The organism is Blautia hansenii DSM 20583 (assembly GCF_002222595.2).
Taxonomy (GTDB): Bacteria; Bacillota; Clostridia; order Lachnospirales; family Lachnospiraceae; genus Blautia; species Blautia hansenii.
Genome location: NZ_CP022413.2, coordinates 339,048 through 356,773 on the forward strand (window position 1 = coordinate 339,048; position 17,726 = coordinate 356,773).

At 40.2% G+C, this 17,726-nt stretch carries 14 protein-coding genes; 7 read left to right on the plus strand and 7 right to left on the minus strand.

The window, feature by feature from the left end; all coding sequences use genetic code 11:
• Window positions 1–6 precede the first annotated feature (6 nt).
• Window positions 7–525 carry a cysteine hydrolase family protein gene (locus CGC63_RS01675; RefSeq protein WP_004221575.1) on the plus strand — a complete coding sequence of 173 codons (519 nt, stop codon included), beginning with the start codon at window positions 7–9 and terminating at the stop codon, window positions 523–525.
• A 441-nt stretch (window positions 526–966) separates the two neighbouring features.
• Here CGC63_RS01675 and CGC63_RS01680 read toward each other — a convergent pair whose 3' ends face one another.
• From CGC63_RS01680 to CGC63_RS01705, 6 genes are all read right to left on the minus strand, one after another.
• A complete protein-coding gene (locus tag CGC63_RS01680; RefSeq protein WP_004221570.1) occupies window positions 967–3,201 on the minus strand; it encodes a sensor histidine kinase in 2,235 nt (744 codons plus the stop codon).
• Window positions 3,173–3,886, minus strand: a complete 714-nt coding sequence (locus tag CGC63_RS01685) for a response regulator transcription factor (protein WP_004221567.1) — start codon at window positions 3,884–3,886, stop codon at window positions 3,173–3,175. The genes CGC63_RS01680 and CGC63_RS01685 overlap by 29 nt, the downstream gene beginning before the upstream one ends.
• 134 nt (window positions 3,887–4,020) lie before the next feature.
• On the minus strand, window positions 4,021–5,124 hold the full coding sequence (gene aroC / locus CGC63_RS01690; protein ID WP_004221565.1) for a chorismate synthase: 1,104 nt from the start codon (window positions 5,122–5,124) through the stop codon (window positions 4,021–4,023).
• 18 nt (window positions 5,125–5,142) lie between these two features.
• Window positions 5,143–5,415 (minus strand): DUF1294 domain-containing protein, encoded by a 273-nt coding sequence (locus CGC63_RS01695; protein WP_009247739.1) that lies wholly within the window; start codon window positions 5,413–5,415, stop codon window positions 5,143–5,145.
• A gap of 4 nt (window positions 5,416–5,419) precedes the next feature.
• A complete protein-coding gene (locus tag CGC63_RS01700) occupies window positions 5,420–6,430 on the minus strand; it encodes an asparaginase (protein WP_004221562.1) in 1,011 nt (336 codons plus the stop codon).
• Window positions 6,430–7,293, minus strand: a complete 864-nt coding sequence (locus CGC63_RS01705; protein WP_004221560.1) for a class I SAM-dependent methyltransferase — start codon at window positions 7,291–7,293, stop codon at window positions 6,430–6,432. The genes CGC63_RS01700 and CGC63_RS01705 overlap by 1 nt, the downstream gene beginning before the upstream one ends.
• Before the next feature lie 139 nt (window positions 7,294–7,432).
• Here CGC63_RS01705 and CGC63_RS01710 point away from each other — a divergent pair, with 139 nt between their 5' ends.
• Window positions 7,433–8,602: an MFS transporter gene (locus tag CGC63_RS01710; RefSeq protein ID WP_004221557.1), complete on the plus strand. Its 1,170-nt coding sequence runs from the start codon at window positions 7,433–7,435 to the stop codon at window positions 8,600–8,602.
• A 140-nt stretch (window positions 8,603–8,742) separates the two neighbouring features.
• On the opposite strand, the gene CGC63_RS01715 is transcribed toward CGC63_RS01710, so the two are convergent.
• Window positions 8,743–9,354: a hypothetical protein gene (locus CGC63_RS01715; RefSeq protein WP_004221556.1), complete on the minus strand. Its 612-nt coding sequence runs from the start codon at window positions 9,352–9,354 to the stop codon at window positions 8,743–8,745.
• Between the two features lie 261 nt (window positions 9,355–9,615).
• Between CGC63_RS01715 and CGC63_RS01720 the strand changes: the two genes are divergently transcribed.
• From CGC63_RS01720 to CGC63_RS01740, 5 genes are all read left to right on the plus strand, one after another.
• A complete protein-coding gene (locus tag CGC63_RS01720; RefSeq protein ID WP_004221552.1) occupies window positions 9,616–12,201 on the plus strand; it encodes a cation-translocating P-type ATPase in 2,586 nt (861 codons plus the stop codon).
• Between the two features lie 154 nt (window positions 12,202–12,355).
• Window positions 12,356–13,642, plus strand: a complete 1,287-nt coding sequence (locus CGC63_RS01725; RefSeq protein WP_004221549.1) for an aspartate aminotransferase type Ic — start codon at window positions 12,356–12,358, stop codon at window positions 13,640–13,642.
• A 142-nt stretch (window positions 13,643–13,784) separates the two neighbouring features.
• Window positions 13,785–15,188: a L,D-transpeptidase family protein gene (locus CGC63_RS01730; RefSeq protein ID WP_242648435.1), complete on the plus strand. Its 1,404-nt coding sequence runs from the start codon at window positions 13,785–13,787 to the stop codon at window positions 15,186–15,188.
• A gap of 36 nt (window positions 15,189–15,224) precedes the next feature.
• Window positions 15,225–16,256, plus strand: coding sequence for a D-alanine--D-alanine ligase family protein (locus CGC63_RS01735; protein WP_004221543.1), 1,032 nt, complete (start codon window positions 15,225–15,227; stop codon window positions 16,254–16,256).
• A gap of 13 nt (window positions 16,257–16,269) precedes the next feature.
• Window positions 16,270–17,634 (plus strand): UDP-N-acetylmuramoyl-tripeptide--D-alanyl-D-alanine ligase, encoded by a 1,365-nt coding sequence (locus CGC63_RS01740; RefSeq protein ID WP_004221540.1) that lies wholly within the window; start codon window positions 16,270–16,272, stop codon window positions 17,632–17,634.
• The last annotated feature ends 92 nt before the right edge of the window (window positions 17,635–17,726 follow it).

Below are 17,726 nucleotides of genomic sequence, written 5' to 3' on the forward strand. Positions count from 1 at the left end.
TTTTCAATGAGAGAATTATTGGTAGTTGTGGATATGCAGACAGATTTTGTAGATGGAGCTTTAGGCACAAAGGAAGCTCAAAATATTGTGGAAAATGTGGTTTCTAAGGTAAAATCTGCTAAGGAATGTGGAAAAGATATTATTTTTACCATGGATACGCATCAGGAAAATTATTCGGAAACTCAGGAAGGAAAGAAGCTTCCGATTGCTCACTGTATCAAGGGAAGTAAGGGCTGGGAAATTATTCCGAAGCTTCAGAAATTGACACAGGATTGTATGATTTTGGAAAAACCTTCTTTTGGAAGCACACAGCTGGCACATATTGCCGCCAGAGGGCAGTATGAAAGAATTGAGCTGGTTGGACTGTGCACAGACATTTGTGTGATTTCCAATGCTATGATATTGAAATCTTCACTTCCTGAAGCTGAGATTTTTGTAGATGCGAATTGTTGTGCGGGGGTATCACCGGAAAGTCACAGGAATGCTTTAGAGGCAATGAAAATGTGCCAGATAGAAATATTGTAGAACCAATTGTAAACTCATGTAAAGAATGATAGAATATCGTATAAGAACAATCGTGTTGCAGGGTGGCTGACCTTCATTTTATGATACATAGAATGGGGGTGGTGCTGATGAAACATTTTGATTTTAAAGACCTTATGGCTTTCGGAATGTTTATTTTAGCATTACTGACATTCGTTTTTACGTTTTGTAAGTAGTGTTTTAAGCATAGAAAAACCACCCGTTGAACTTTGGCCGAGTCTCTTGGGTGGTAATCCATAGATTAAAAGGTCAACCCCTTGTGGGCGGTTGTTCTTTTTTCTTTATTATAAGCCGGAAGGAAAGATTTTTCAACTGCTAGTAATGATTAAATTAAAGATTTTTAGGGTTGCACTGCGGCGGAGCATTGTTATAATTATAGAAGCAATCCGCCGCAGGCAAAGAATTCTACAAATAGAACTCTTTCTATTGTTTTAGAAAAGTTATCTCAGCAGTGAACAGGTCAGCGTCTGTGGAAATATCCAGCCGTCCGCCCTGCAATTCTGTAAAGCTTTTTGCAATGGCAAGACCAAGCCCGCTTCCTTCTGTATTTCTGGACGCATCTCCTCGTACAAATCGTTCTGTAATCTCATTTGGATTGAAATTCAGCTCTGTGGCAGAGATGTTTTTCATAATGATTTTTACATGATTTTCTGTATTTTCCATAGTAATATATACTCTGGTGCGAGGCATTGCGTATTTTGTAATGTTTACAATCAGGTTTTCAAATACACGATAGGTTCTTTGGCTATCCAGAGGCAGGATAACCTTTTCTTCCGGAAGCTGCCAGCGGAAAAGTAAGTCTGTTGCGTCAATTTTATCTTGAAGCTCCAGTTTCACCTGACGCATAAGACTGACAATATCCACATCCATAATGTTTAAGGTGACAGTCTTGCTTGTTGCCTTGCTGACTTCAAATAAATCTTCAATTAAGATTTTTAAGCGGTTTGCTTTTGTATCCAGTATTTCCGTATATTTGCGTCTGTCTTCTTCTGATAAATCTTCTTTTTTCAAAAGGTCAACGTAAGTGATGATTGCAGTAAGCGGAGTTTTTAAGTCATGAGAAACATTGGTAATTAAATCTGTTTTCATTTTTGTACTCTTTACTTCCTCATCTACGGCTTTTTTAAATCCGGTCTGAATTTTTCCGATTTCGTCACGGAAGGGTTCAAAGATACCTAAATCTTCCGGAATTGTACCGTTTAAGTTGCCTTTTGCCAGTTCATTGGTTGCCTCTAAGAGAAGCCGGTACTGATCTTGGATTTTTCTTAAATATTTTCTCAGCAGGAAGAATAATACAACAGAGTAAACAATCAATACGCCAATTCCCCAGAACCAGAATAAACTGATGAAACCTAAAATAATAAAGTTGATTAAAATAACTTTGATTAAAATTTTGTTTGTATCGCTGCGAAGGTCAACGTGAAGGAGAGATTGAATTATTCTCTCTATTTGTTTTTTCATCCACGGATATATACGATAAACGAGAACGCTTTCTTTTATATATGTTTTCGGTCCGAGAACGAAAATTCTTCGGGCACATCCGGCAGTCCAGTAGCAGACAGTAAACACGCCAATCCAACCAAATAATCCCCATAAATATTGCAAAGTATTGGCAAGAAGCTCAGGAGAACCGATACTGGTCAATACATTGTAGATTGCTTGCTGACTGAGATTATCGGAGTTATATGCCACAGCCAGCGCCAGAACAATCACCGTACAGGACACGGCAAATACAATTTCAAAAGGAACTGCAAAGATTTTCTCTTTTTTCCATGTGAAAAATTTAAAAGACGGAAGAAGCAAAGCAACGATTGCTACAATTCCCATCAGGGTTGCCAGAACAGTAACTAAATCACCCTCGTGATTTCCCGTATAATAGTTAACTTGATGGATAAAACTAGAATTTGCGCTTTTTAACGCTTTTAAATTTTCTGTTGTCATGGCAAAATAGTAAATCCGGTTCTGTGGTTTTTGAAATTCTTTATTATAACCATAATCTTCATCATAATTAGAAGCCGGGTTGGACTTTGCGCTTTTATTTAAAACTTGTGAGGTGTTTGTCTGTTCATGGGAAATGAAACTGGTAAAGTTAATATTTCCGTTTTCTCCATAGCCGATTGCACCAAGAAAAGCATAGTCATCATCTGCATCTAAGACGCCATTTTTTTGGTAATCAGATAAAAGGGCAGATAAAGAATTTTCTGTTTTATCTGAACCACGGTTGCTGTCTATGATTTCTTTGCTTTGCGCATCTGTAACTTCGTATTCAATATAAGGACGAAGGAATGTAAAACGAGAAGACCAGTCGTCGTACATATCATTTGTTACGTCAGCAGCCCATTGCCAAGGCTCGTCATAAGAATAATCATCTTCATCAACATTCCCATCCCCATGGTCTTCATAAGGGAAAAAGATGTCAAAGGGCATCATTGTTGTCTGATTTTCACCCTGTATTTCCTCTGCGTGAAGCACATAGCTGCTTTCTACCAGAAGATCCGGCAGGTTAGATGCTGAAAACGGAAAATTGTATCCGTCAGCACCTCTTTGCTGCTTGATGTAATGCGGTCTTATAACCATCATTGCCAGAGAAGGCAAGAGTATTACAAGAGCGATAATAATAAGAGTTATTTTATGATAATTTTTCGATTTTGTATCCAACTCCCCACACCACCTTTAAATATTTGGGTTCCTTCGGATTAATCTCGATTTTCTCACGAATATTTCTTACGTGAACCATGACGGTTTCTGTATTGATTGCCCGTTCATTCCATACACGTTCATAAATTTCGTCAGCCGAGAATACTCTTCCGGGATTTTTAATAAGTAACAGAAGAATTTTGAATTCCATAGGTGTCATTTTTACAGGTGTATCATCTACCCGCACTTCAAAGGTATTTTCATTGACTTCCAGACCGCCTATGGTATAAATGGTGTCTGTACGTTCGCTTTCCTTTGCCTGAAGCTTTTCCATAAATTTTCGATATCTGCGCATCTGAGAATTTACCCTTGCCATAAGCTCCATAGGAGTAAACGGTTTTGTAACGTAATCATCTGCACCGATATTCAGCCCCATGATTTTGTCGACTTCTTCAGATTTTGCAGAGAGCATAATTACAGGGAAATCGTGTTTTTCTCTTAATTTGATGGTCATGGTAATACCGTCCATGCGAGGCATCATAATATCTACAATGGCAAGATGAATTTCCTCCTTTTCCAAAACCTCCAGCCCTTCTATTCCGTCAGCAGCCATGAAAACCTCATAGCTCTGACTTTTCAGGTAGATAGCAACGCCTTCACGAATATCCTTGTCATCTTCTACAATTAAAATATGGTTCATTTCCATGATGTTTTCTCCTGTTCCTCTGTCTGTAACAGATATTAAAATATAAATATAAAAAGTGATGTGTAAAAAAATATAAGAATTTCTAAAGAAAACCTTCGCAAATTATATAGTACAAAATGCGAAGGCCTTAAATATTATTTCTGAAAGAATTCTTTGATTTTGTCCAACCGAGTAGTCATACTTGCCAACATAAAATCTAAGATTACCAGCGCTGCCATGGATTCTACTACCACAACGGCTCTTGGAACAATAATCGGATCGTGTCTTCCGTGAATTTCAATTTCAATATTTTCTCCCTGACGATTTACAGTCTTTTGTGGGGCTGCAATAGAAGGAGTTGGTTTAAAGGCAGCGCGAAATACAATGTCGCAGCCATCGCTCATTCCCCCTGTAATACCGCCGGAGTGATTGCTGTGTTTTTGGCGGCAGCCGTTTTCATCTATACAATAGCCGTCATTATTCTGCAAACCTGTGGAGCGTGAGGCATTCATACCATCTCCGATTTCAAAGCCTTTTACAGCTCCAATCGAGAAAATTGCTTTTGCAAGAGCAGCATCCAGCTTTTCAAAAGCAGGCTCACCAATTCCGGCAGGAACACCGCTTATGATACACTCTACCATACCTCCTGAAGAGTTACATTCCTTCATACATTGCTCAAGGTAATTCTGTGCTTTTTCGGCTGCCTGAGCGTCCGGCATGTAAAGAGGATTTTTTTGAATTTCTTCTTTGTTAAAGTTATTTGGATTAATTGTCACAGGGCCTATGGCGCTGGTATAGGCACAGACAGAAATTCCCAGCTCTTTTAAAAGCTTTGAAGCCACAGCACCGGCAGCAACTCTGCCAATGGTTTCTCTGCCTGAGGAACGACCACCTCCGCGATAATCACGAAAACCATATTTGATATCATAATTTAAGTCTGCATGACCGGGACGGTAATACTGTGCGATTTCACTGTAATCTTTGGAACGCTGGTCTTTGTTGTGAACCATCAAAGAAATCGGTGTACCGGTAGTTTTTCCTTCAAATACACCGGACAAAATTTCTACAGCATCATCTTCCTGGCGTTTAGTTGTATAACGGGATTGTCCCGGCTTTCTGCGATTAAGATATTCCTGAATATCTTCTTCACTAAGAGGAAGACCGGCAGGACACCCGTCAATGATAACACCAATTCCTTTTCCGTGGGACTCTCCCCAAGTACTTACACGGAATATATTTCCTAATGTAGAACCATACATAAATAACCCTCCCCTAAATTAAAAAACAGTGTAAGCTACAACGGCGGCAATTGCCTGCAAAAGCAGTATAACAGGAAGCCCTATGGTAAATTTTGGATGTTTCGTTTTATGACGGAACAGGCGCATACCACAGATAGCTCCCAGAGAACCGCCGCATACTGCAATACCTAAAAGTGTGTTTTCTGATATTCTCCATTGATGCGTTTTCGCTTTTTGTTTGTCAACACCAAAGCAGATAAATGCCAGTATGTTGACAGCGACTAAGTACATCATAATATTTTTAACAATCAATTTTTTACTCCTTTGTGCTTGTCAGATTGATTTCACCTGCAAGATTTTTGTAGAACATTTCTTCAATCTTTTTTCTTTCCCAGTGTTTTCCTAAAATCCACATAACTTTTGTAACAACTGCCTCTGTGCTCATGTCATAAGCTTCAAAGACACCCACTTCCAGAGCAGCTTTTCCTGTTTCATAGAGGGAAAGATTGCTTCCTTCATAAGGACACTGGCTTTTCACAACCACAATCATTCCTTTTTGGATAACATCTCTTAAATCATTCATAACTTCAGAGGACAGGGAAGGAATTCCACCCATTCCAAAAGCTTCAATAATCAGTCCACGATAGCCCTGTTCATAAAGAAACTGGAAAATTTTTCCATCAAATCCGGGAACCAATTTAATAAGGAAAACTTTTTCCTCTAAACGACGTTCCAGCACACAGCTTCCGGTAGGTCCGGGAATGTAAGAACGCTGAATGTCCAATCCACGGGAATTGATTTCGCCCACATAAGGATAGTTAATACTTTCAAAAGCATGAAAACTGGTAGTACGTACCTTGGAAGCTCTTGTTCCCAGAATGACTTTGCGATTAAAGGCAAGGAAAATGCCAGGCATTCCACTTCCTGCCATGTGGATGGCACAACGGCAGTTTTCTACGGCATCTGCCAGAGGATTTAAAATAGAAAGCTGGCTGCCGGTAATCACCACTGGGATTGGAATATTTAAAAGCATAAAAGACAGGGCAGAAGCTGTGTAGGCCATAGTATCTGTACCATGAAAAATAACAATTCCATCATAAGAGGTATATTTTTCATAAATGGTTTCTGCCATAGTCTGCCAATTGGAGGGTTGTATATTCGCACTGTCCAACTGGAAAAGTTCGTAAAAATCTACATCATATAAATTGGTGATATCTGAAATATAAGATAAGATATCATTGCTGGAGAGCCCGGGAACCAGTCCTTTTTCATTTTGCACACAGGCAAGTGTGCCGCCGGTGGTAATAATTAAAATTTTCTTTTTCATTATTTTTTGCTCTCCCAGCGTCCGGAAGCACCGCAGGGAAGTACCAGATTTGTCTGGGTAACAGGAAGACCGATTTCCTGTGAGTCTACGGTACCGTTGAATTTCTTTAATTCTGTTGCAAGCATATAGGTAAGTACAGCAGGAGCAAGTCCTGTTGTATAAGAATTTACAAGGAAAAACAGCGGTTCATCAGAGAGTATCTGTGTACATAGTTTAATCAGGGGATGAATGGCATCCTCGATTTTCCAGATTTCGCCTTTCGGACCTCTGCCGTAAGAAGGTGGGTCCATAATAATGGCGTCATATTTGTTACCTCTGCGAATTTCTCTTTCTACAAATTTTACACAGTCATCCACCAGCCAGCGAATAGGCGCATCTTTTAATCCGGAAGATACTGCATTTTCCTTTGCCCATGCTACCATTCCTTTTGAAGCGTCTACGTGAGTAACGGCAGCGCCGGCGGCAGCAGCAGCTAAAGTTGCACCTCCTGTGTAAGCGAACAGGTTTAAAACTTTAATAGGGCGACCTGCGTTTTTGATTTTTTCAGAAAACCAGTCCCAGTTGGCTGCCTGTTCAGGGAAAAGTCCGGTGTGCTTAAAACTGAAAGGTTTTAAGTTAAAAGTCAGGCTTTTATATTGAATAGTCCATTGCTCAGGCAAATCAAAAAATTCCCATTCTCCACCGCCTTTTTTGCTTCTGTGATAGTGACCATTCATACGTTTCCAACCTTTGTGTGTCTTTGGGGTGTCCCAGATAACCTGAGGATCAGGACGTACTAAAAGGTAGTTTCCCCATCTCTCTAATTTTTCTCCTTTTGAGGTATCTATGATTTCATAATCTTTCCATTGATCTGCAATCCACATATTTTAATCCTTCCTAATATATATAAGGTAATTCACACCTAGTATAACAGAATGAGAAAGAGCAGGCAACAGCGGAATTTATTGAAATGAAAAGGACGAGATGATATGATTATTCATAACGAAAATCAAGGAGGGGAATATGCAGGAAAAAAGTATGAGACCAAATCTTTTCCTGATGTCACTGGCAAAGTTTTTGTCGGGATTTGCAGGTTATATTTACGATATTGGAATTGTCATTTATCTGTTTAGTCAAACAAAATCTGTAGCAGTTATAGGGGGATTTTTTATATCTCAGTTTCTTCCGGCATTGATTATTTTGTTTACAGGGAAGCTTATTGACACCCATAATCAGAAAATGCTTATGTTTCTGTCAAATCTGACAAAGGCAGCAGTTTTCTTTTTACTTTTATTTGAAGCAAATATAGTTTTTATTTATGTGGCAACGTTCTTCATGAACTTACTTTTGGAGTTTGAAAGTAATACTACTCAGGCGCTTATGGCAAACCTTTTTTCAAAAGGCAATTTATTTAAGGCAGCTTCGGTTATCAATCTTTTGGACTCGGCATCTCTTATTCTTGCACCTGTCTGTGCGTCTGTCATTGCAACCAATTTCAGTATTCAGGCTAATCTGATAATTGATATTATATTGTATGGAATAACAGGACTTTTATATTTATTGCTGCCGTCAGGTATATTGGGCAATATAGAGAAACAGAAAGAGGAAAAGAAGGGATATGCTTCCATTATAAAGAATAAAAGAATTTTATGTACGGTTCTTTTCTGGAACTTTTTTATGCTTTGTATCGGAATTGCATCACCTCTTGAAATCAGCATGATTGAGGATACCTTGGGAATGTCGTCTTCATGGTACGGAATTGGAAATACAGTAGAGGGTATTGGAATGTTGCTTGCATCAGGCTTTGTTCTGGGAATTATTAAGAAATTAAAGCCGGAAAACATTATTCTGCTGGGACTTTTCAGTGCGGCTATGAGTTATGGGGTAATAGGAACTGCCGGAAATATAGGAATGTATCTTTTAGGTGCAGGGCTGGTAGGAGTGACGTCAACTTTCTGCCCGTTGGGATTTAAAACAGCGGTGCAGATACAAAGTGAGACCAATCTGGTAGGGAGAACTTTTACTGCATCAAGATTTACGATTTTGATTACCAGAATGATAGGATCTCTGCTGGTAGGCGGTATGCTTACTGTATGGAATATAAGAGTGATTTATTATCTGCTGGCGGGATTTTTGGTGGTTACAGCAGTGGCGTATTATTTTGTAAATAGACAGAAGGAGTTGCTACATTAAGCGTATACCCGAGAATATCTATACACTTTACGCTTAGCCTGAGCTCCCCTTGAGCTTGTAATCTCAAAGAGAGCTCGACAAATTCGCTAAAACGTATAAATATTCCGGATTGCTGTTTTAATGAACAGCTCCTTACTGTACTAACGAGAAATATTATATTTTTTCAGAAGCGCTTTCAGTCCATCCGGAGTCTTCCCAAGTTCTTCCAGTTGGACTAAATCTCCGTTTTCCGCCAACTTTGCAATTAAAGTGCTGGTTTCTTCAATACCGTCTTCCCAAGCATCTTCAATCTCCATTTCTTTTGAATATCGTCTGACTCTGGCTGGATATTCTGAGTAATCGTGCAGGGACTTACACGTAGAAAGAAGTTCTTTGTTATGTCCCGGATTGATATTCAGCATAACAGCTTCAAGCTCTAATTTGGGAGTACCGTCTAAATGGGCTTCTTTTGTTAAAGCTGAGTAAATGTCCGCTACATAAAATAAAAATCTCAGCGGCAAATTCGGGTTATAGGTAGATTGATGTTCGTAAAGAGAAAGTCTGGAGTCAATGAGGAAAGATACATCATTTTGCATAGACATATAAATGGCATTTTCCAAGGTGTTGATTTCCAGTTCTTCAGGATTTTCGTAGTGCTTTCCGGTCACAGCATTATATAAATTCAATAATTCCTTCTTATCCCTGTAAAGCATAGTAAAAATACGGGATTTAAACGTGCGGTTTACAGTAATTTCATTGTTTCCTTTGACCATATAAATACTTCCTTGAATGAAAATCGTGCAGGAGGCATCCTTTAATAAAGAAACCTCTCTGCTGTTTTGGGAATAAAAGCATTGAGATTTCTGTTTGAATAGAAAAGATTAGAAATAAGACGGGCTGAACCCTTAGAATTATAAGAAATATAATGCTTTTCCAATAGTTTACTATGCCGGAAATGCAACTGCAACAAGAAAAGACAATAATATATTTTCTTAGGACAGCATACACTGAGTTAAGATACAGGAGGTGCTGTCATGTATGAAAATTTAACCCACAAAGAGCTTTGTGAGGCTTTCCATACAGATGAGAAAAACGGTCTTACCGAAAAAGAGGCACAGAACCGCCTGCTTCGTGACGGAAGCAACACTTTAAAAAAAGCCAAAGAACAGACCGTTTGGGACAGAATACAAAATCAGATTAATGACCCGATGATTTTCATTCTTTTTCTGGCAGCATCCATTTCCATGCTACTGCGGGAATACAGCGATACCGGTATTATTCTTCTGGTTATTGCTTTGAACACCACCGTAGGGGTCATACAGGAAGGGAAAGCCAGAAAAGCTTTGGAAGCGCTGAAAAAAATGACAGCGCCGTCAGCTGTTGTAAAGCGTGACGGGATTTATCAAAGGATAGCGGCAGATAAGCTGGTAAAAGGAGACGTGGTAAAGCTAAAGGCAGGTAATCAGGTTCCGGCAGACATACGCCTTCTGGAAGTACAGGAGCTTGCCGCCAATGAGTCTGCCCTTACAGGGGAGTCTTTGCCTGTGATGAAATCCTGCGAGGTATTGAAAAAGGGGCTTCCCGTAGCAGAGAGAAAAAATACGGCATATATGTCCACGGAAATCAGAAAGGGCAGCGGCGAGGGTATTGTGGTTGCCACAGGAATGGATACAGAGCTTGGAAAAATCGCAGGAATGATTGAAGACACAAAGCAGGAAATGACACCTCTGCAAAAGCGTCTGGGAGATTTAGGGAAGATTTTAAGCATTGTGGCAGTGGCGTTATGTGCGGGGCTGTTTTTTATCGGAGTGATACAGCACAGAAATCTGTTGCAGATGCTGCTTCTGGCAATTTCTCTGGCGGTGGCTGCTATTCCGGAGGGGCTTCCGGCGGTAGTTACCATTGTCCTTGCACTTGGTGTGGCAAGAATGGTAAAAATCAATGCCATTATCCGCAGACTTCCGGCAGTAGAAACCTTAGGCTCCGTGGGTGTAGTGTGTTCTGATAAAACAGGAACCTTAACCGAGAATAAGATGACAGTGACGAAAATCTATGCGGATGAGAAAATACTTCCCGTGTCCGCAGTGAGAAAAAGAGAATTTCCTAAGCTTATGGAAGGATTTCTTCTATGTAACAACAGTATTCTGGGAAAGCAGGAAATCGGAGATGCCACGGAGCTGGCGCTTTTGCACACAGGAAGAAACATGGGATATGATGAAAAGAGATTGCAGCAGCAGTACCCAAGAACCTTCGAAATTCCCTTTAATTCCGAAAAAAAATATATGGTAAGCGTACATAAAGACGGAAATCATGAGACAGCCTATATAAAGGGTGCTTGTGACTATATTTTAAACCAATGTACTTACGTGGAAAATCACGGAAAAATCAAACCCATGACATCCATGGAGAAGATGAAAATCCGCAGAGCCATGGAGGATATGGCAAAGGAGGGACTGCGGATTTTAGCTCTTGCATATAAGGAAAGAGCAATAAGCAAAACAGAAAAAGCTTTAACGGAAGGGCTGGTTTTTGCAGGCATGGCAGGAATGATAGACCCGCCCAGAAAGGAAGCCGCAACTTCTGTGAAAGCCTTAAAACGAGCCGGTGTACAGGTGGCAATGATTACAGGTGATTACAAAGATACGGCGTTTTCCATTGCAAAGAAAATCGGAATTGCAGATTGTCCGGAGCAGTGCATTACAGGACAGGAAATGGACGAGATGAGCGAAGCTGCCTTGCAAAAGAAAATGAAGAACCTGCGTGTTTTTGCAAGGGTAACGCCGGCTCATAAAGTGAGGATTGTAAAAGGATTTCAGGATAACGGACAGATTGTGGCGATGACCGGTGACGGCGTCAACGATGCTCCTTCTCTGCAAAAGGCGGATATTGGTATCGCTATGGGTGAAAATGGCACAGATGCAGCGAAGAATGCGGCAGACATGGTGCTGTCCGATGATAATTTTTCTACTATTGAAAAGGCGATGGAGGAGGGCAGAGGGATTTATGTTAATATTAAGAAATCTATTTTGTTTTTGCTGTCCTCTAATTTTGGTGAGATTATTACCATGTTTGCGGCTGTGTTATTTCAGCTTCCAACGCCTTTAAAAGCAAGTCATATTTTGTGGGTGAATTTAATTACAGACTCTCTTCCTGCGCTGGCGCTTGGCATTGATAAAAATGATGCAAAGGCTTTGATGAGGAAGAAGCCACGAAATCCCCATGAAGGGCTTTTTGCACACGGAGGCTGGAGCTTTACTGTTTTCTACGGCGTTTTGATAGCGGTAATTACACTGTACGCTTTTTATCTGGGAGGGCAGACCTATGCCTTTACAGTATTGGGCGTATCTCAGCTTTTTCATGCTATCGGCATGCGGGACAGAGATAAATCCGTGTTTCGAATGAAGCATCTGGAAAATCCTTTTATGCTGGGAGCATTTTTTCTGGGCTTGGGACTTCAGTTAATGGTAACAGAGATACCATACTTTGTGCAGCTTTTCGGAACAGCCCGTCTTTCCTTACAGGAATGGTGTCTGCTTCTGGGTATTTCTGCAATTCCGCTGGTTGCTCATGAGCTTTTGCTTATTCCAAACAGAGTCTTAGGCATGAGGAAGAAACAGTAAAATGCAGGAAAAAACAGGAGAAGTTGCATATAAAAACAAAGAACACCTGTAAAAACACACAGAAACAAAGAAAAATGCAGGAAATACTTGACACTAAGTCATATATTGGCATACAATATGTAGAAATAAAAAAGAAAACATCAGGAGGAAAGCCATGACACCGTATAAAGAACTTAGTAAAGAGCAGTTACAGGCCATGAAGGCTGATTTAGAAAAACAGTTTGAAGAAGTAAAGGCAAAAGGATTAAATCTGGATATGTCCAGAGGGAAACCGTCCAAGCAGCAGCTGGAGCTGGCAATGGATATGCTGGAAGAATTAAAAAGTACAGACAAACTGAAATGTGAAACAGGAATAGACTGCCGCAATTATGGGCTTTTAGACGGTATTCCTGAGGCAAGACGCCTTCTGGGGGAAATGACAGAGGTATCACCGGAAAATATTGTGATTTTCGGAAATTCCAGTTTAAATGTTATGTTTGACACAGTTTCCCGCTCCATGACACACGGGGTATGTGGAAGTACGCCATGGTGCAAGCTGGATAAAGTAAAATTTTTATGTCCTGTACCGGGATATGACAGACATTTCCGTATTACAGAATACTTTGGTATTGAAATGATTAATGTTCCTATGACACCTACCGGACCGGATATGGATATGGTAGAAGAGCTTGTCAGCACAGATCCTGCTGTTAAAGGTATCTGGTGTGTGCCAAAATATTCCAATCCTCAGGGAATTACTTATTCTCCTGAAACCGTAAAGCGATTTGCCAATTTAAAACCGGCTGCGGAAGATTTTCGTATTTTCTGGGATAATGCTTACTGTATTCATCATTTATATGATGATAAACAGGACTTCCTTGTGGAAATCTTAGACCAGTGCGAGAAAGCGGGAAATCCGGATTTGGTTTATAAATTTGTTTCAACTTCAAAGGTAAGTTTTCCGGGTTCCGGTATTGCGGCAGTAGCAGCATCTGAACGAAATCTGAATGACTTTAGAAAACACATGTCTGTACAGACTATCGGACATGATAAGATTAACCAGCTTCGTCATGTACGCTTCTTCGGAGGTATTGTGGGCATGCACAAGCACATGAAGAAGCATGCCGAAATTCTTCGCCCGAAATTTGAAATCGTAGAAGATACATTGGAAAAAGAATTAAGCGGAGCAGAAATCGGAACATGGCAAAATCCAAGAGGAGGTTATTTTATTTCCTTTGATGCCATGGAAGGCTGTGCAAAAGCCATTGTAGCAAAGGCAGCTGAGGCAGGTGTGAAAATGACAGACGCAGGTGCAACTTATCCTTACGGAATTGACCCAAAAGACAGCAATATTCGTATTGCGCCAAGTTTTCCAACCGTAGATGAGCTGAAGCTGGCAACTGAAATTTTTGTGCTCAGTGTAAAACTGGTAAGTATTGACAAAATTTTAAGCGAAAAATAAATTTAAGAAGAAGGGAGAGGACGCTGAACAGAAACAGTGTCCTCTTTGTGCGTAATAAAATTGTTAATAATTCTTAATTGGTGAATTGGGAAAATTGTGTTATACTGGAACGCAACAGAAAGTTATGTTAGGGGTGAATGATATGGCAAAAAGAAAATCCAAGAAGAATAAATATAAGAAAATGAAGAAAATTCTGTTAGGGGTTTTAATTGGTTATGCAGTTCTTTTGCTGGGAGCATATTTCATAGGTGTATTTTACTATTCCAAGCATTTTTATCCCGGTTCAAAAATCAACGGAATGGATTGTTCGGGAAAAACCGTGGAAGAAGCAGAAAAATCCATGAAAAGCCAGATTGCAGGCTATATTCTGGTGCTGAAGGAACGAGGAGATAAGGTAGAGAGTATCAGCGCTTCTCAGATTGATATGAGATACATAGATGACGGCAAAATTGCGGAGCTTAAGAAGGAGCAAAGTCCTTTCACATGGTTTTTATCCTTTGCACATAAAAAGGACTATACCATGTCAGCTACAACACCATATAATAAAGAAGCAGTTTATGCGGCGATTGACGGATTAGCCTGTTTTCAGGAGGAAAACGTAGTACAGCCTGTTGATGCACATCTGGAGGTAGGCGCAAACGGTTATGAAGTTGTTCCTGAGGTACAGGGAACAGCTCTTGATAAAGAAAAAGTGAAAGAGGCAGTAATAAAGGCCATTGACGGCGGAGAAATTGAAGTGGATTTTGAAAAGGAAGGCTGCTATCTTGAGCCGTCTGTATTTGCAGATGATGAAAATCTTGCAAAACAGGCAGAACAGGGAAATGTATTTTTAGGTGTGACCGTTACCATTGATTTTTCAGACCGTCAGGAGGTTGTCAACGCAGAAATTATGAAAGACTGGCTGGTAACAGATGAGTCCGGTAATCTGGATTTGGATAAAGCTAAGGTAAAAGAGTATGTACAGCAGCTGAAATATGAGTATGATACCTTTGGCTCATCCAGACAGTTTACAACTGCAACAGGCAATACCATTACGGTAAAAGGCGGCGATTACGGTTGGGTAATTGCGCCTAATGATACCACAGCCAAGATTATTGATGCAATTAAAAGCGGACAGTCTCAGACCATTGAGCCGGAATATACTTACCGGGGATATTGCAGAGATACTAATGATATTGGCGATACTTATGTGGAAATCAGCTTAAAGGAACAGCGTATGTGGTTCTTTAAGGACGGACAGCTGCTGGTAGATACGCCGGTGGTTACAGGAAATCACAACAAGGGCTACGACACTCACACAGGTGTTTACGCCATTATGTATAAGGAAAGAAATGCAACCCTGAAAGGGGAAGATTACAGCGCACCGGTAGATTACTGGCTGCCGTTTTATGCCAACACAGGTATCCATGATGCAGATTGGAGAACCACCTTTGGAGGAAATGAGTATATCAACAATGGTTCTCACGGATGCGTCAACACACCGCCCGAAAACGCAGAGAAGATTTTTAATAACATTGAAAAAGGCGTTCCGGTGGTGGTATATTAAAGAAAGAAAATTTGACCGATAAAAGGAGTTTATAATATGAATATTATAGTATTAGCCGGAGGAAACAGTACAGAAAGAGAAGTATCCATTGCGTCAGGACAGGGCGTATGCAAGGCTTTAAGAGAGCGTAATCACAAAGCAGTCCTCTTAGACCCATATTTCGGAGCTTCCCAGAAAGAAGAAAATCTGTTTCCGACAGAATATGACGTGGATAAAGCAGCAGATGCCATGAGAGAAATGAGCAGTAAATTAGAAGAGACCATGAAAACCCGCAAGGGATTTTTCGGACCGAATGTTCTGGAAATCTGCAAGGAAGCCGATATTGTATTTCTGGCGCTTCACGGAGCAAACGGAGAAGACGGAAAAGTACAGTCTGTTTTGGACTTAATGGGAATTAAATATACGGGTTCAGGCCCTTTAAGCAGCGGAATGGCAATGGATAAAGGGATTACAAAAATGGTGTTTGAAGCAAAAGGCGTTCCTACACCAAAGGGAATTACGCTGGAAAAGGGGAAATGCAGCAGCCAGTTTGCAGATTATGGAATGGGATTTCCTGTTATTGTAAAACCTTGCTGCGGAGGTTCCAGTGTAGGTGTTTGTATTGCAAACAATCAGACTGAATATCAGGCGGCATTATTAGAAGCCTTTTCCTATGAAAATGAAGTTGTAGTGGAGCAGTTTATTACAGGAAGAGAATTTTCCGTTGCTGTTGTAGATGGGAAAGCATATCCTGTTATTGAAATTGCGCCTTTACAGGGATTTTATGATTATAAAAATAAATATCAGGCAGGTTCCTGTGTGGAAACCTGTCCGGCAGACCTTTCCTCTGCACTGACCAAAGAAATGCAGAAATATGCAGAAATGGGATATAAAGCTTTAAATCTTCAGGCTTATGCCCGTTTGGACTTTTTAATGGATGATGAGGGGAATATGTATTGTCTGGAAGCAAATACTTTGCCGGGTATGACACCAACCAGTTTAATTCCGCAGGAAGCAAAAGCAATCGGAATGGATTACCCTCAGCTTTGCGAAAAACTCATTGAAGTTTCATTGAAAAAGTACCAATAGGAGGAAAGGCACCATGAAAAATCTTACCTTAAAAAATCTTGCATTGGCTTGTAACGGGACTTATGTAGGCCCCAAGGAAATGGAAGATAAGGAAGTGACCTGTATTTTCACAGACAGTCGAAAAGCAGAGGCAGGCGGCTTATTTGTTCCTATTAAGGGTGCGCGAGTAGACGCTCATGATTTTATTGAACAGGTAATGGAAAAAGCGGTATTGGCTACTTTATCGGAAAAAGATTTGGGAGAGAAGCCTTTTCCATATATTCTTGTAAAGTCTTCTCTTATAGCGGTGAAGGATATTGCAGAATTTTACTTAAAGCAACTTCAGATACCGGTAGTGGGAATTACAGGAAGTGTTGGGAAAACCAGTACAAAAGAGGTCATTGCATCTGTATTGGCACAGAAATACAATACATTGAAAACGCAGGGGAATTTCAATAATGAATTGGGTCTTCCACTGACAATCTTCCGTCTTCGTGATGAACATGAAATGGCAGTGTTAGAGATGGGAATTAGTGATTTTGGCGAGATGCACAGATTAGCAAAAATTGCCAGACCGAATACTTGTGTTATCACTAATATTGGATTATGTCATTTAGAATTTTTGAAATCCAGAGATGGAATATTAAAGGCAAAGACAGAGATTTTCGATTATCTTCAGTCAGATGACCATATTATTTTAAATGGTGATGATGATAAGCTGGTGACTGTTCAGGAAACAAAAGGAATAAAGCCGGTATTTTTTGGTGTAGAAAATCATCAGGGTATTTGGGCAGATGAGATTAAACCGGAAGGGTTAAAGGGGATTTCCTGCTGTATTCATGCAGGAGAAGAAAGTTTTTCTGTACTCATTCCTGTTCCGGGAAAACATTCTGTTTATAATGCACTTGCAGCAACAGCAGTTGGTTTGACCTATGGTCTTACCATAGAGGAAATTCGTAAAGGAATTGAAAGCCTTCAGTCTGTAAGCGGCAGATTTCATATTATAGAAGCACCGAATTATACAGTTATTGACGACTGCTATAATGCAAATCCAATATCCATGAAAGCATCCTTAGATGTGCTTACCGATGCGCTGGGCAGAAAGGTTGCCATTCTGGGCGATATGGGAGAACTGGGTGCAGATGAAAGAAAGATGCACAAAGAAGTCGGAAAACATGCGGCAGAAAAAGAGATTGATGTTCTTTTATGTGTGGGAGAGCTTTCAAAAGATATGGCGGATGCGGCCGGGGAAGTAAATTCTAAGACTCAGGTCAGACATTTTGCAGATAAAGAAGCTTTGATGAAGGAGCTTCCGGAACTTCTGGAAAAAGGTGATACTGTACTGGTAAAGGCATCTCATTTTATGGAATTTGGGGAGATTGTGGAAAAATTAAGTTAGACATACGGTATTTTATATCTATGTGGTAATTCCTTGCGAAGCAGTATACTTTCTGTTATAATTTCGAAAGTGTGCATGGTTAAGGCATCATG